At 71.9% G+C, this 14,019-nt stretch carries 14 protein-coding genes; 5 read left to right on the top strand and 9 right to left on the bottom strand.

Features of this window, described 5'->3' with window-relative positions; all coding sequences use genetic code 11:
• Window positions 1-4: 4 nt before the first annotated feature.
• The gene (locus tag IF29_RS0111665) at window positions 5-1,429 is read right to left on the bottom strand and encodes an amidohydrolase family protein (protein WP_037594947.1); all 1,425 of its coding nucleotides are present in this window, start codon (window positions 1,427-1,429) and stop codon (window positions 5-7) included.
• On the bottom strand, window positions 1,426-2,655 hold the full coding sequence (locus tag IF29_RS0111660) for a CoA transferase (RefSeq protein WP_030253127.1): 1,230 nt from the start codon (window positions 2,653-2,655) through the stop codon (window positions 1,426-1,428). The genes IF29_RS0111665 and IF29_RS0111660 overlap by 4 nt, the downstream gene beginning before the upstream one ends.
• Window positions 2,656-2,740: 85 nt before the next feature.
• Between IF29_RS0111660 and IF29_RS0111655 the strand changes: the two genes are divergently transcribed.
• Entirely contained in the window at window positions 2,741-3,730 is a 990-nt protein-coding gene (locus IF29_RS0111655) for a phosphotransferase family protein (protein WP_198037407.1), read from the top strand.
• Here the strand turns inward: IF29_RS0111655 and IF29_RS0111650 are convergent.
• A complete protein-coding gene (locus IF29_RS0111650) occupies window positions 3,712-4,620 on the bottom strand; it encodes a TauD/TfdA dioxygenase family protein (RefSeq protein ID WP_030253124.1) in 909 nt (302 codons plus the stop codon). The genes IF29_RS0111655 and IF29_RS0111650 overlap by 19 nt on opposite strands.
• Window positions 4,621-5,012: 392 nt before the next feature.
• Between IF29_RS0111650 and IF29_RS0111640 the strand changes: the two genes are divergently transcribed.
• The 3 genes from IF29_RS0111640 to IF29_RS0111630 are packed head-to-tail and all read left to right on the top strand — an operon-like array spanning window position 5,013 to window position 6,327.
• A complete protein-coding gene (locus IF29_RS0111640) occupies window positions 5,013-5,474 on the top strand; it encodes an SRPBCC family protein (RefSeq protein ID WP_030253120.1) in 462 nt (153 codons plus the stop codon).
• Window positions 5,471-5,833, top strand: a complete 363-nt coding sequence (locus IF29_RS0111635; RefSeq protein ID WP_030253118.1) for an ArsR/SmtB family transcription factor — start codon at window positions 5,471-5,473, stop codon at window positions 5,831-5,833. The genes IF29_RS0111640 and IF29_RS0111635 overlap by 4 nt, the downstream gene beginning before the upstream one ends.
• Window positions 5,834-5,877: 44 nt before the next feature.
• A complete protein-coding gene (locus IF29_RS0111630) occupies window positions 5,878-6,327 on the top strand; it encodes an SRPBCC family protein (RefSeq protein WP_030253116.1) in 450 nt (149 codons plus the stop codon).
• Here the strand turns inward: IF29_RS0111630 and IF29_RS0111625 are convergent.
• Together IF29_RS0111625 and IF29_RS0111620 are read right to left on the bottom strand one after the other, a co-directional pair.
• On the bottom strand, window positions 6,311-7,615 hold the full coding sequence (locus tag IF29_RS0111625; RefSeq protein WP_232242111.1) for an MFS transporter: 1,305 nt from the start codon (window positions 7,613-7,615) through the stop codon (window positions 6,311-6,313). The genes IF29_RS0111630 and IF29_RS0111625 overlap by 17 nt on opposite strands.
• 124 nt (window positions 7,616-7,739) lie before the next feature.
• Window positions 7,740-9,536 (bottom strand): alkaline phosphatase family protein, encoded by a 1,797-nt coding sequence (locus IF29_RS0111620; protein ID WP_030253112.1) that lies wholly within the window; start codon window positions 9,534-9,536, stop codon window positions 7,740-7,742.
• A 162-nt stretch (window positions 9,537-9,698) separates the two neighbouring features.
• Between IF29_RS0111620 and IF29_RS0111615 the strand changes: the two genes are divergently transcribed.
• Complete coding sequence (locus IF29_RS0111615; protein ID WP_030253110.1) at window positions 9,699-10,664, top strand: DUF1152 domain-containing protein; 966 nt, start codon at window positions 9,699-9,701, stop codon at window positions 10,662-10,664.
• 24 nt (window positions 10,665-10,688) lie between these two features.
• Here the strand turns inward: IF29_RS0111615 and IF29_RS0111610 are convergent, their stop codons facing one another.
• The 4 genes from IF29_RS0111610 to IF29_RS0111595 form a co-directional block, all read right to left on the bottom strand.
• Window positions 10,689-11,231: a sugar O-acetyltransferase gene (locus IF29_RS0111610; RefSeq protein ID WP_030253108.1), complete on the bottom strand. Its 543-nt coding sequence runs from the start codon at window positions 11,229-11,231 to the stop codon at window positions 10,689-10,691.
• A 31-nt stretch (window positions 11,232-11,262) separates the two neighbouring features.
• Window positions 11,263-12,858, bottom strand: coding sequence for an MFS transporter (locus tag IF29_RS0111605; protein ID WP_232242110.1), 1,596 nt, complete (start codon window positions 12,856-12,858; stop codon window positions 11,263-11,265).
• A gap of 188 nt (window positions 12,859-13,046) precedes the next feature.
• Entirely contained in the window at window positions 13,047-13,322 is a 276-nt protein-coding gene (locus tag IF29_RS0111600) for a DUF3303 family protein (protein ID WP_232242109.1), read from the bottom strand.
• A gap of 162 nt (window positions 13,323-13,484) precedes the next feature.
• Window positions 13,485-13,985 carry a MarR family winged helix-turn-helix transcriptional regulator gene (locus tag IF29_RS0111595; RefSeq protein WP_030253098.1) on the bottom strand — a complete coding sequence of 167 codons (501 nt, stop codon included), beginning with the start codon at window positions 13,983-13,985 and terminating at the stop codon, window positions 13,485-13,487.
• Window positions 13,986-14,019 lie beyond the last annotated feature (34 nt).

Raw genomic sequence — 14,019 nt, 5'->3', positions numbered from 1 at the left:
GGGCTCAGGCTGCCGGGGACGCCGGTTCGCCGGCGGCCAGGCAGAGCCGGACCAGCTCGGCATCCGGGTGGGCCAGCGCCTCGCGCAGCGGGGTGTGCAGCAGCACCAGGTCGGCCGGGGAGCCCGGACCGACGATGCGGGTCGGGGAGCCGGGCAGCTGCGGCGGCGAGAGATAGCCGTCCAAGGCCTGGGCGGCGTCGAGCCGTTCGCGGCGGCCGGCGACGACCCCCGCCGGGGTGAGCCGGGAGACCGCGGCCCGCTGGACCGCCCACGGGTCCAGCGGGCCGTAGGGAGCGTCACTGGACAGCGCCAGCGGGACTGAGCCGGCCAGCAGCGAGGCGCAGCGGTACAGGTCGCGGTGCTCGTCCGCGGGGACGCCGAGCAGGAAGTCGTCGCCCCGGTCGGTCAGGAACCCCGGTTGGGTCACCACCCGCAAGCCCAGCCGGTGCAGGGTGGGGATCAGCTCCTGCGGTACCAGCGCGGCATGTTCGAGCCGGTCACCGGGCCTGCTCCCGGCCTGCTCCAGCGCGACCAGCAGCAGCACCAGTGCCTCGCGGGTCACGCAGTGCACCGCGACCGGCCGTCCGGCCCGGTGGGCTGCGTCGATCTCCTCGACGAGCTCGTCGTAGCGGGGGAGTCCGGAGTCGGCGAGGACGATCTTCCAGGGCCCGGCCAGCGGCACGCGCTGACGGTCCGTCGGCTGCCGGCGGACGTCGCCGCGGAGCGGCGCGCCGAGCAGCTGCACCTGCTGGGGCAGCGCGCCGTCGGTCATGGCGGTGGTGATCGCGTCGACGGTTCCGGAGTCCAGGGCCGGGCTCGCGTCGGTCACCGAGGTGATGCCGTATCCGGCGAGCAGCCGGCCGAGCGCAGTCAGCGAGGGCGGACGGCCGCGCGGCAGCCGGTCGCGCAGCCAGTCGTCGGCGCGCCACAGCCGTCCGGTGGCCTCGCCCTCCGGATCGCGCTCGATGCCGGGGTGATCCACCCGGTCCAGCCCGATCGCGGTCGCGGCAAGGGAGTTGAGCATCCAGAGGGCGCCGCTGCGGTGCTGGATCCGGATCGGGACGTCGTCACGCAGCAGGTCGAGAGCGGCCGCGTCCAACTCACCCGCGACGGACTCGTGGTAGCGCACCCCGCGGATCCAGCCGTGCTCGTCGGGCCCGGCCCGGTGCAGCAGGTCGCGCAGTTCGGTCGCGTCGCGGGCGGTGGTCGGGTCGCAGGGCGTGGAGGCGAGGTCGGCGGCGGTCGCGAAGAGGTGGATGTGGTGGTCCGTCAGACCCGGCAGCAGGGCCCCGCCCCGTCCGTCCGTCACCTGCTCGTCCGGCCCCTGGCGGAGCAGGGCGTGGCCGATCTCCAGCACCCGCCCCTCTCCCACCCGGACGTCGTACAGCACCCCGCCGACCTCGGCCCGGCGGATCAGCAGGCCGCTCATGGGACGCCGATCCCGAGCCGGCCCAGCACCTCTGCGGTGTCCGCGCCCATCGCGGGTACGGGGCCCGCGGGGGTCCGGGCGGTGGGGCGTGCCAGCGGGAGGTGTTCGGCTGCGGTACCGATGTCCCCCTCCGGTTTCCGCAGGGTGGCCGCCACCACGTCGGCCATCGCCACCTCGCGGAGCACGCCGTGGCCGCCCTCCGGTTCGGTCAGCGCCAGGACGGCGGCGGCCAGTCCGGTGAGCGGGTCGGCGATGGCGTCGCCGCAGAACACCGGCAGCCCCTGGGCGTCGAAGCCGAGCAGCCCGTTGGCGGCGGCCACGTCGTCCCCGAAGCCGACCCGGGGGGAGGAGCGTCCGTAGGCGGTGATCGACACCCAGGTGCAGCCGCGTTCCACCTCGGCCGCGGCGTCCAGGCCGAACCGGGCCAGGGCGCGGGGGCGGGACGCCTCGATGACGATGTCGGCGCGGCGCACCAGCGCGTGCAGGGCGCGACGTTCGTCCCGGTCGGCCGGATCCAGGGCGACCGACCGGTGCCCGGCGTGCAGCAGACGGTAGAAGTCCGGATTGCCGAGCCGGGCCCCGTCTGGACGGGTGGGGACCTCCACCTTGACCACCTGGGCCCCGGCCAGGCCGAGCAGGTGCGCGCACAGCGGTCCGGCCCACAGCGCGCTGAAGTCCACCACCAGCAGGTCCTGCACCGGGCGGAACGGTCCCGGCGGAGCCACGGCGTCGGGATCGCCCGCCGGGCGCTGCTGCCGGACGGCTCCGGCCGCGAGGCCGAGCAGGGCGCTCCGCTCGTCGAGCTCGGCTCCGGTGTGTCCGGACAGCCAGTCGGCCAACCGTTCCGGCAGCCGCTCGTCCGCCTCGTGTCCGATCAGCGCCCCCAGCAGCGACGGGTCGTCAGGACGGGCGCAGGACACCGCGGCCCAGCCGTCCGCCGTCGGCAGCAACCGGCAGCTGCCGCCGGGGGAGGTCCGCCCCTGCCGGGTGTGCCCGGTGAAGGCGGCGCGCTCGGCCAGCAGCCGGGCCCCGTCGACCAGGACCGGGCGGCGGGTCTGCCGGGTGGCCTCCGCGATGCGGTCGGACATCCTGGCCGCCCACCCGGCCGCGTCCCCGACCGGCAGGACCGGCGCCGCGCCGCGGTGGCCGGTCAGCGCCATGACCCCGCTGCGCGCCCAGTGGCGCGCTACCTCAGCGGGGGAGGAGCCGGACGACCCAGTGACCATGGGGGGATGGTAGGCCACATCCCATCAGGTGGCCCCGGTGGAAAACCAGGGGCGGGCGCGCCGGCGGGTGGTTAGGGTGCCGCCCATGCCTGATGCCGAGGTAACCGCGTTGAGCCTGCGTTCGGCCGAGACGATCGTGCGGCGTGTCCATCCCGGGGCCTCGGTCACCGAGGTGCTGACCCGGACCGGTGGAGAACTGGGCACCGTCGTCGAGATCCGCTGCGCCCGGCCGGTCGCACCCGTGATCGTCAAGTTCTATGCCGAGGAGTGGCGTTGGAAGCAGGAGAAGGAGGTCCACGTCTACCACCTGCTGGAACACCACGGCATCCGATCGGTTCCGACCGTGCTCCACACCGAGGCGGCTGACGGACCGTCGGGTCGCGCCCACACCGTGATGACCCGCGTCGAGGGGCAGCCGCTGTCGGCGGTCGCTGCGGACCTCGACGCCGCTGCCATCGGCGGGATCTACGAGCAGATGGGCGCGCTGCTGGCCGACGTGCACCGGATCCCGCAGGAGTCCTACGGGTACCTCACCACCCACATCCTCGAACCGGAGTCCAGTAACAGCGACTACATGCAGCGTCAGTTCGCGAAGAAGCTGGGCGAGTTTGCCGAACTGGGTGGAGACCCGTCGTTGGGCGACGCCATCGCGGCGAAGGTCCGAGACGGCTCCGACCTCTTCGACCACTGCTCCCAGCCGATGCTGTGTCACAACGACTTCCACGAGGGCAATGTGCTGGTGCGCAGGGGAACCGGCGGCTGGGAGGTCACCGGGTTCATCGACGTGGAGAACGCGGTCGCCGCCGACCCCCTGATCGACCTGGCCAAGACCGAGTACTACTCCATCCGCGGCGACCGGCTCAAGGGCGCCGCCCTGCGCCGCGGATACGGCGCCCTCCCCGCCGACTGGGCCGAACGGACCGAGCTCTACCGGCTCTACCACGCCCTCGAACTGTGGGACTGGTTCGCCTCGATCGGCCGGACCGACCCGCTCCCCGGCATCGCCGAGGACCTGGTGCGGATGACGGTCCGGCCGGATCCTCAGGCCCAGGATCCTCAGGCCACCGGGGTGTAGTGCGAGGCGTCGCCCTTGACCGAGCGGCTGGCGGTGCCGTCGATGCCGACCGGGATGTCGCCGGCGACCGTCACCCGGTTCAGGCGCCGCGGCTGGTCGTCGTAGTTGTCGACGGCGTAGTGCTGGGTGATCCGGTTGTCGAACAGCACCAGCTGGTTCGGGGCCCAGCGCCAGCGCAGCACGTTCTCGGGGCGGGTCACGTACGACTGCAGCAGCCGCAGGACGTCCCGCGACTCGCCGCTGGACAGGCCCACGATGCGCTGCGCGAAGCCGCCGATGTACAGGCCGCGCTCGCCGGTGAGCGGGTGCACCCGTACCACCGGGTGCACCGTCTCGTAGGTGACCGAGGTGAACACCGAGCGGCGCTCCCGCGCCTCCTGGTCCAGGCTCTCCGGGGGCACGGCGTAGTCGTAGTCGTTGGTGTGTACGGCCTGCAGCGTGTCGGCGAAGGCACGCAATGGGGCGGGCAGGTCGCGGTAGGCCGTGGCGGAGTTGGCGATCAGCGTCTCGCCGCCGTAGGGCGGGATGACGATGCTGCGCAGGGTGCTGAGCTGCGGCGGGTTGAGGACGAAGGTCACGTCGGTGTGCCACTGGTTCGCCCGGCCGTCCTCGCTGTCGACCGGGAGCACGTTCGGGGCGCCCGGCTGCGAGGGGACGGTGGGGTGGGCGGTGGTGAGCGGCCCGAAGTGGGCGGCGAAGCGCTGCTGCCCGGCGTCGTCCAGGTCCACGTCGCGGAAGACCAGGGCCTTGTGCTCGTTGACCGCGGCCCGCAGCGCGGTCACGGTGGCCGGGTCCAGCTCCCGGTTCAGGTCGATGCCGGTGACCTCGGCGCCGATGCGGGCGGTGACCTTGCGGACGGTTATCGCGGTGGTGGTGTCGGTGGCGGTGATGACGGTCCTCCTCGATCAGGGGTGGATGCAGCGGTGGGGCGTACGGGCTACGGCGTACGGCGGCGCGCGAATCGGCCCGTGCGGTGGGCAGCACGGGGAGACGCCGGGCGGCGGCGTCGCAGGCAGCGTTCGGGCAGGCGGGGACGGGGCTGGTTCAGCCGGAGACGACGGGCCGACGGCGTCGGCTACATCGCGGTGCACCGAGGCAGGCGCACCGCACCCGCTCGTCAAGGTGCCGCATCGATCTCATGGCAGGAGCCTAATGAGCGCCCGTTGCGGGCGGCAATGATTGTTCCAGCGCTGGAAGAAACTCAAGGACATGCAACTGATGGTTGCACCATGCCCGGCCGTCGACTAGGCTGATGTGCAACCGAACGTTGCAGGAGGACGGCATGGAGTACGGAACCATCGAGCGCGAGGTCTTCGTCGAGGCAGCGCCCGACGTCGTCTTCGAGGTGGTGAGCAGCCCCGACCACCTCAAGCATTGGTGGCCGGACGACGCCCGCTACGAGCCGACACCCGGGGCGACGGGCGAGATCGTCTTCGGCGATTGCGACGCCGGCGGGATGGCGGTGGCCTTCACCGTCGTCGACGCGCGGCCGCCGCACTCGTTCTCGTTCCGCTGGACGCATCCGGCCGAGGAGACCGCGGCCGAGGGCAACTCGCTGCTGGTCACCTTCGACCTGACCCCCAAGGGCGACGGAACGCTGCTGCGGATGACCGAGACCGGATTCCGGGAGATGGGCTGGGAGATCGCCGTCCTGGAGGAGCAGTACCGGGACCACGTCACCGGCTGGGACTTCTATCTGCCCCGGCTGGTGCCGTACGCCGTCGGTCTGGGCGCGCGGCGATGACCGCCGCGCCCGCCCCGACGATCGACGACGACCTCTGGTCCGCGATCGGGGACCCGACCCGGCGCCGGATGCTGGACCTGCTGCTGGTCGAGGGCGACGGCACCGCGACCACGCTGGGCCGGCAACTCCCGGTCACCCGGCAGGCGGTGGCCAAGCACCTCGCCGTCCTGGAACGGGTCGGCCTGGTCAGCGGCACGCCCGCGGGCCGGGAGCGGCGGTACCGGGTGGACGACGCCCAACTCGCCCGCGCGGTGGCCCAGCTGGCCTCGGTCGGCTCGGCCTGGGACGCCCGACTGCAGCGGATCAAGCGCATCGCCGAGACGATCCAGCGCACCCGGCAGGACCGACCCCAGGACTGACCACAGCACTGACTGCAACTCAGAGACTATGAAGGAGAAGCGACATGGTGGACATCCTGCACCGGGTGGGAGTCAAGACCCCCACCCCCGAGAAGGTCTACGAGGCGCTGACGACCGTCGAGGGCCTGGCCGGCTGGTGGACCGTCGACACCAAGGGCGACGGCGGCGAGGCCGGTGGCGCCCTGCAGTTCCGGTTCCCCCCGGTCGGCGGCTTCGACATGGAGGTCGTCGAGACCCGGCCGGGCGAGCGGGTGCTGTGGCGGGTGGTCGACGGCCCCGAGGAGTGGGTCGGCACCACCGTCGACTGGGAGCTGCACCAGAGCGGCGAGTACACGATCGTGCTCTTCAAGCACCAGGGCTGGCGGGAGCCGGTGGAGTTCATGCACCACTGCAGTACCAAGTGGGGCTCGTTCCTGATGAGCCTGAAGTCCCTGGTCGAGACCGGCGAGGGCACCCCGGCCCCCCGGGACGTGCAGATCAGCGACTGGCACTGAACGACGCGAGGTCGGTGCCGGGGTCCGTCGCCCCGCGCAGCCGCGCGGACTCGGCCAGGGCGGCGTCGATGCGGCTGTTGCTGGTCAGCCTGGCCGCGAGGCACGCCATCAGCACGAGGATCCCGGCTCCGGCCAGGAAGGGTGCGCGCAGTCCGGCGAAGTGCGCCAGCCAGCCGCCGGACAGTGCGCCGATCGGCCCGGCGCTCATCGCGATGAGCCGCGCCGCCGCCCCGACCCGGCCCATCAGCTCGTCCGGCACGATCGCCTGACGGACCGAGGGGCCGAGCGTCGTGGTCACGGTCATCGCCGCACCCAGCACGGCGAACCCGGCGCCGGCGAGGTACGCGTTCGACGACACCCCGACGCCGAGCAGCGCCACGGCCTCGACGACTGCGGTCAGGGTCAGGGCGCCGCCGGTGCCCAGTCGGGCGCCCAGCCACCCGCCGACGAAGGTACCGCCCAGGCCGCCGACGGCTTCGGTGGTGAGGAACGCGCCGTAGCCGGCCGTGCCCAGGTGCAGCGTGTCGTGGGCGAAGAGCGCGAGTACCGCGCCGGTGCCGCAGAACGCGAAGTTGCCGACCGCAGGCCGCAGCGACAGGCCGAGCAGCAGCCGGTGGTGGAGGAGGTAGGCGGCACCGACCCGGGCGTCCGCCAGGATCGAGGTCTCGGGTTTGGCGGCCTTCTTCGGGCGCGCCGGCAGTGTGCGGATGGTCAGCGAGCTGAAGAGGAAGGAGACGGCGTCGGCCGCGAACGGTACGGTGCGGCTGAGCGAGAACAGCAGGCTGCCGGTCGGTGGGCCGACGAAGCCGTCCAGGGCGCGCTGCGCGCCCTGGAGGCGGGAGTTGGCGCGTTGCAGCGACTGCGGGTCCCGGTCCAGGAGCTCCGGGAGGTAGGCCATCGACGCGGTGTCGAACAGGACGCCGCCGGCCCCGAGCAGGAAGCCGACGGCGATCAGCACGGGGATGTTGAGCAGGCCCTCGGCGACGGCGACCGTGGCGGCCACCAGCAGGGCGCAGCGACACAGGTCGGCGCTCACCATCGTCCGGCGCCGGTCCCAGCGGTCCACCAGTGCGCCGCCGATCAGCCCGAAGACCAGCCAGGGCAGGAGCGTGACGGCTTCCATCATCCCGAAGACGGTGGAGTCGCGGGTCAGGGTGAGAGCGAGCAGGGGGAGCGCCGAGTAGTAGATGCCGTCACCGAGCGAGGAGACTGCCGAGGCGGCCCAGATGCGATGGAACGCGGCGGGCAACCCGGTCCGTTCGGTGCGGCTCCACCTCCTGATGACCATCGGTCAATTCTATGGTGCGCCGCCGCCCACCCGCCGGCTGATTCGGCAGGTGGGCGGCGGGATCGTCCCGGTCGGCCGGGGCGCGGCCGGGTGCGGCCGGGTGTGGCCGGGTGTGGCCGGTGGGTCAGTGCAGGGTGAGGGTGACCGGGCCGGCGAGCGGGGTGTAGCCGTCGTTGGCCAGGAGCCAGACGCCGTAACTGCCGGCGCCCTTGAGCGCGCTGGTGGCGAAGGTCAGGCTGCCGCTCGCGTTGGGTGCGTACTGCCAGGTGAGCGAGGACTGGCTGCCGGGGGTGACCCCGGCCGGGTAGATGCCGATCCAGTTCTTGGCGCTGAGGTCCGCCGCCGGGACCGAGTACTGGAAGGTGACGTTCGCCCCGGTGGCGACCGAGGGGGTGGTCGTGGTGAGGGTGGGGCCCGAGGCGGCCGCGGTCGGGAAGAAGGCGTCGTTGAGCGGCACGGCGTAGGCGTCGTTGACGGTCATCGCCGGCAGGCCAAGCGCCGCCTCGATAGTGCGGCCGGTGCTGTAGTGGTCGTAGCGGGAGGAACTGGTGGTCCTGGCCGGGACGGTGCCCTGCGAGCCCAGCACGATGGTGGCGATGTGGTTGCCGGCCTCGGTGCTGTCCTCGTCCCAGGTGACCACCAGCAGTGAGCGCTGCGTGGTCCAGGCCGGGGAGGCCAGCACCGGGTCGAGGGTCTGCTGCAGCCAGCCGTCCTGGGTCTTCAGGCTGGTGGCGCTGCCGTTGCCGGACGCCTCGCCGTCGTAGTAGTCGTCGGCCGCCAGCCAGGAGAAGTTCGGGGTGGTGGCCGCGCTCTTCAGATCGGTGGTCAGCTGGGTGGTGTCGGCCAGGTGCGCCTGGCAGCGGGTCTGGTTGCCGCTGATGTCGGTGTAGTTGATGAACGGCGCGTCGTCGGGCTCGTAGTACTTGTCGTAGGCGGTGGTGGTGTTGCAGGGCGTGCCCATGCCCTGCTCGTAGGCCTTCCAGGTCTTGCCGGCCGACTCCAGCTCGTCACCCAGGTTGGTGTGCGGGTCGTTGATGTTCGGCCAGTAGGTCGCGCCCTTGGCGTAGGTGTCGCCGCCCGCGATCGCCAGGTAGTTCTCGTCGCTGGGGTGGTACTGGGCGTGGAAGTTGGTCATGGTCGCGCCCTGGGCCATCAGCGAGTGCAGATAGGGTGTGTCGGTGGGGTCGCCCATGATCTCGTTGTAGTCGGTGTTCTCCATCATCACCGTGAACACGTGGTCGTATCCGGGGACCTTGGACACCGGCCGGGTCAGCACCGGCGCGGTGACCGGCGTGTTCAGGGTCAGTGAGAGGTTGTCCAGGTAGCCGGACTCGCCGGAGCTCTGCACGAAGGCCACGGTGGCCAGGATCGAACGGGTGCCGGAGGGCACCGTGCCGGTGGCGCTGCGGGCCAGGAAGGCGTTGGCGTTGCCCCGGTCGGCGGCCGACACGGTGGGCAGCGCGGCGGTGCCGCCCAGCTGCTTGCCGGAGGCGTCCCGGAACTGCAGGGTGACCGCGGCATAGCCGGCGAAGGAGCCCCAGCCGCCCAGCAGCCCGCTGAGGTTGTAGCCGACACCCCCGCCGTCGATCGCGGCCGACGCCGAGGACACGTCCACGCTCTGCGTCATCGAGCCGTCGCCCTCGTTGCCGGGCGAGAAGAACGCGGTACCGGGCACCGCGCCGGCGGGCAGGCTGTAGCTGCCGGTCGAGTAGCACACGACGCCGGGGCTGCCACTGACGATCTGCCAGCCGGGGACGGTGGTCGCGGCGTTCCAGTCGGTGGTGCAGTAGCCGCTCTCGGCGTCACCGTCCACGATCAGGTTCCCGCTGCTCGTCGTCGCAGCCTGGGCGTTCGGCTGTGCGCCCAGCAGCGCACACGCCATCAGCAGCGCCGCACCGAACGCTCTCCACAACTTCCGCATGGGCAGTCCCCGTTCCGGATTCCAAGGATCATGATCATTCGCCATGAACTCCTCATGAATAGCGTTCCAGGCTGACGCCGGGGCGAACAGAACGCACACGCTCGACGTCCACCAGGCGGCGCGGCCCCGTGGGGCCCGGCGGGGTGTCGCTAACGTGTCCGCATGTTCTCCCTCCTCGAACCGCCGCTGTTCACCAGGCTCCGCGACGCCCGGCGCGTCCTGATCGCCGGCGCGGGCGGCGGGTTCGACATCTACGCCGGGCTGCCGCTGGCTTTGGCGCTGCAGGGCGCCGGCAAGGACGTGCACCTGGCGAACCTGTCCTTCGCCGACCTGTACGGGCTCGATCCGGACGTGTGGCTGGAGCCGGACGTGGCGGCGATCCGCCCGGACACCGCCGCGCGCGGCGACTACTTCCCCGAGCGCTCCCTGGCCCGCTGGCTCGCCCTGCAAGGGCTGCCCGACACCGTGTACGCCTTCAACCGCTCCGGGGTGCAGCCGCTGCGCGCCGCCTACCGCGCACTGATCGGTCATCTCGGCGGGGTGGACGCGATCGTGCTGGTCGACGGCGGTACCGACATCCTGATGACCGGCGACGAGCACGGCCTGGGCACCCCCGAGGAGGACATGGCCAGCCTGGCCGCGGTCCACGGCCTGAGCGGGATCGAGCACCGGCTGGTCGTCTGCCTGGGCTTCGGCGTCGACGCCTACCACGGCGTCAACCACACCCTGGTCCTGGAGAACCTGGCCGCGCTGGAGCGCGAGGGCGGCTACCTGGGGGCCTTCTCGCTGCCGCGCGACAGTCGGGAGGGCGCGCTGTACCTCGACGCCGTGGCCCATGCGCGCAGCGAGACACTGACCCACCCCAGCATCGTCAACGGCTCGATCGCCGCAGCGGTGCGCGGAGACTTCGGCAACGTCCAGTTCACCGAGCGCACCAAGGGCAGCGAGTTGTTCGTCAATCCGCTGATGACGCTCTACTTCACCGTCGACGCCGTCGCCCTGGCCGGACGCAACCTCTACCTGGACCGCCTGGAGGGCACCCAGCTCACCCGCCAGATCAGCTCGATCATCGAGGAGTTCCGCGAGGAACTCCCGCGCCAGCGCGCGCCGCGGATGTTCCCCCACTGACAGACAGGCGGGGGTCCGACCCTGTCACCATTGCCGGTGCACGGTTGCCTTGCCGCCGACCACCAGGCTTGCCGGCGGAACGTCGTCAGCGACGACCGCACCGGCGGCGATGACGGCGTCTCGGCCGATGGTGACGCCGGGCAGGATCGTGGCACCCGCGCCGATCCACACGTTCTCCGCAACGTCGATGGGTGCGCCGGTGAGGTACAGCCGCCGCTCCTCGGGATCGACCGGGTGGCCGCTGGTGATGAACGTGACCTTCGGGCCGATCATCGTGCGCTCGCCGATCCGGATGCCGGCGTAGTCCAGGAACGTGCAGTTCTGGTTGATGAACACACGCTCGCCGAGGTCGAGGTGGAGGCCGTGGTCCGTGTAGAAGGGCGGATAGATCGTGACCCTCGGCGGCGGTTTCTTCCCGAGGATCTGTTCGAGCAGGTCCGCCTTTCCGGCTTCGTCCTCGAAGGGCAGGACGTTCAGGCGGGAGGTGAGCTCGGTGACGCGCAGCACCCTCTCGGCCATGGCCTGGAACTCGGCGCTCTTGATGCGCATGAGACGGTCGCTGGACAGGGCGCATTCCCTTCTGGTGTACCGACGGCGCTCAACGGCGGGGCGGTAGCAGGTGGCGGACTGACGGGGGTTCTGTGGTGAGGGTGGTGGCCCCGGCGAGGTAGTCGGTGTCGGCGGCGGTGGTGCGGCCGTCGTGTTGGCGCAGGTGTTCGGACCAGGAGGGGACCTGGAAGACCTCGACGTAGTGGTCCGAGCGTGCGGCGTCGCGGAAGAGGTTCCAGCGTTCGGCGCCGGTGCGCCTGCGGGAGCGTTCGACCGGGCGCATCGCGGTCAGGAACGCGTCGGCGTGTTCGGGGGCGACGGTGTAGACGACCTCGACCAGGACCGGGCCGTCGTCGGGGTCGGGGTCCAGGTCCAGCGCCGGTTCGGGCCAGGTCGAGGTGATGGTGCGGTCCAGGCCGCCGCCGGGGTGGTCGTGCATGGGCCACAGCGGCAGCGTCGCGGTACCGGCGGCCAGCAGGACCGCGGACGCCAGCAGCGCCGTGGTCAGGCCCGCTGAGCCGGCGACCAGTCCCCAGAGCAGGGCGCCCACGCCCTGGCCGCCCATGAAGACCACCAGGTAGAGGGCGAGGCCGCGGGCGCGCACCCAGGCGGGCAGCAGCAGTTGCAGCGCGGTGTTCAGCGAGGAGAGATTGACCAGCCAGCCCGCGCCGGTGGGTACCAGGACGAGGGCGACCAGGACCGTGCTGTGGACCAGGGCGCAGGTGACGGTCCCTGCGGCGAAGACCAGGGTGGCGACCGCCAGCCGGGTGTTGTCGCCGGCCAGCGCCCGCAGCGGTCGGATCGCCAGGGCGCCCAGGACCGCGCCGACCCCCAGGGCGGCGAGCAGCAGCCCGTAGCCGCCGGCGCCGAGGTGCAGGGTGTGGCTCGCGGTGATCGGCAGCAGGGCCCACAGCGCCGAGGCCGGAACCACGAACAGTGCCGAGCGCAGCAGGATGCGCCGGACGCCGGGGGCGTTGCGCACATAGCGGGTGCCCGAGCGCAGGGCGGGCAGCAGGTGTTCGGCGGTGGTGCGGTCATCGACGGGGCGGTGCCAGGCCAGCACGGCCAGGGTGATCGCGGCGAAGCTGGCGGCGTTGACCGTGAAGACCACGAAGGGGCCGCTGGCGGCGATGATCAGACCGGCCAGGGCCGGTCCCACCGCGCGGGCGATGTTGACGTTGAGACTGTTCAGCGCCGCTGCGGCGGGGATCAGTTCGCGGGGGACCAGCTCGGGCTGGATGGCCTGCCAGGCGGGGTTGACCAAGGCCTGACCGCAGCCCATCAGGAAGGTGAGCGCGAGCAGCACGGTGGGCGTGGTCAGCCCGGCCCGGGTGAGCGCGGCCAGGGTCCCGGCCAGTGCGGTCATCAGCAGGGACAGCACGATCAGGATCCGGCGCCGGTCCAGCACGTCGGCCAGGACGCCGGCCGGCAGCGAGACGAACAGCACCGGGAGCAGGCTGGCGGCCTGCACGGCGGAGGTGAGCGCGGCCGCGTTCGGCTGGTGCACCAGCATCCACTGCGCACCGACGGTCTGCATCCAGGTGCCGATGTTGGAGGCCATCTGGGCGCACCACAGGATCCGGAAGATCGGGATCGCCATCGGCGCCCAGGCTGTGACCTTGGCGGATGCTGGGCTCGAACTCACGATCTCTCCCTGGTCGTGCCACGGCGCTCGGGGAGCGGGTCGCGTGAAGCCTAGCGTGGGCGGGCGCACGTCGATCGGAAGCGGCCGACCGTCCAGGAGCCCGGTCGGAGCGGGGTTCGGGGCGGGGTATGGAGACGGTCTCCCTCCGGGGAAAGGAAGGAGACCGTTTCGGGGTCCGGCGAGCCTGGTCAGGCTCGCTGCAGGCCTGCCTGGACGTCCTCGAAGGACATCACGGGGGTGAAGGACACCTTGGCCCCGAGCCCCTGGAAGAACGGCTCGGCCACGGAGGGGATGTCGGACGGGTCCTTCAGGTCGAAGACGAAGAATCCGGTGCGCAGGCCGTCCGCCGCTCCGAAGTACACGGCTTCGGGTTTGAGGCCCTCCAGCGCCGACTTCATGATCGTCGGCAGTGAGTTGTCCTTGATCGCCTTGTTCCCCGCCTCGGTGTCCATCTGAACCGTCATGAGCATCCTCATGGCTTGGTCCCTCGCTCTCCGTCCTGGGCCGGTGCGGACGCACCGCGCTCTGCGTTGATGTTCGTCGCGGTCCGGGACTCCCGCACCCGGAGGCGGACGGCGGGTCGCTGAGCGTCGCCGAGGGTGTCCGGGCGGGCCGAGGGTGGCGGGTCAGCGGTCGGTGGTGGTGCGCAGGTCGATGCCGCGGTGGTGGGCGTCGGCGGAGACGATCCGGGCCGCCAGCTGGGAGAGCAGCCGGCGCTCGGCGCCGGACAGCGGTGCGACGGCGCTCTCGATCTGCTCGGCGAACTGAGTGGAGGCCTGTTCGACCAGGTGCCGCCCGGCATCGGTGATCGAGACCTGCACCGAGCGGCGGTCGGTCGCGCTGGCGGTGCGGACGACCAGGCCGCGGCGCTGGGCCCGGTCGACCAGTCCGCTGATCGAGGACTTGTCCAGGCCGAGGAGCCGTCCGAGCTGCTGCATGGTGGGTTCGCGGTCCCGGAGCACCCCGAGCAGCCGGGTCTGGATGATCGACAGGTCGTGTCGGCCGGAGATCTCGGCCAGCGTGTTGTGGACCAGGAACGACAGCTGGGCCAGGGCGTCGACCAGGTCGTGCGGGCCGCCGCCGGGAAGCGGTGCCGCCGGGGACGGGGTCTCGTTGCGCGACGTCATGTCCCGATCCTACTTGCAAAGGTACGTGCCACGC

This window comes from Streptacidiphilus jeojiense (genome assembly GCF_000719095.1).
Classification (GTDB): domain Bacteria; phylum Actinomycetota; class Actinomycetes; order Streptomycetales; family Streptomycetaceae; genus Streptacidiphilus; species Streptacidiphilus jeojiensis.
This window is presented reverse-complemented; position numbering and strand designations above follow the sequence as displayed.

Coding starts and splice junctions, on each gene's coding strand:
- IF29_RS0111665 (WP_037594947.1), bottom strand. CDS start 1,429: ATGAGCGGCCTGCTGATCCGCCGGGCCGAGGTCGGCGGGGTGCTGTAC.
- IF29_RS0111660 (WP_030253127.1), bottom strand. CDS start 2,655: ATGGTCACTGGGTCGTCCGGCTCCTCCCCCGCTGAGGTAGCGCGCCAC.
- IF29_RS0111655 (WP_198037407.1), top strand. CDS start 2,741: ATGCCTGATGCCGAGGTAACCGCGTTGAGCCTGCGTTCGGCCGAGACG.
- IF29_RS0111640 (WP_030253120.1), top strand. CDS start 5,013: ATGGAGTACGGAACCATCGAGCGCGAGGTCTTCGTCGAGGCAGCGCCC.
- IF29_RS0111635 (WP_030253118.1), top strand. CDS start 5,471: ATGACCGCCGCGCCCGCCCCGACGATCGACGACGACCTCTGGTCCGCG.
- IF29_RS0111630 (WP_030253116.1), top strand. CDS start 5,878: ATGGTGGACATCCTGCACCGGGTGGGAGTCAAGACCCCCACCCCCGAG.
- IF29_RS0111625 (WP_232242111.1), bottom strand. CDS start 7,615: ATGGTCATCAGGAGGTGGAGCCGCACCGAACGGACCGGGTTGCCCGCC.
- IF29_RS0111620 (WP_030253112.1), bottom strand. CDS start 9,536: ATGCGGAAGTTGTGGAGAGCGTTCGGTGCGGCGCTGCTGATGGCGTGT.
- IF29_RS0111615 (WP_030253110.1), top strand. CDS start 9,699: ATGTTCTCCCTCCTCGAACCGCCGCTGTTCACCAGGCTCCGCGACGCC.
- IF29_RS0111600 (WP_232242109.1), bottom strand. CDS start 13,322: ATGACGGTTCAGATGGACACCGAGGCGGGGAACAAGGCGATCAAGGAC.
- IF29_RS0111595 (WP_030253098.1), bottom strand. CDS start 13,985: ATGACGTCGCGCAACGAGACCCCGTCCCCGGCGGCACCGCTTCCCGGC.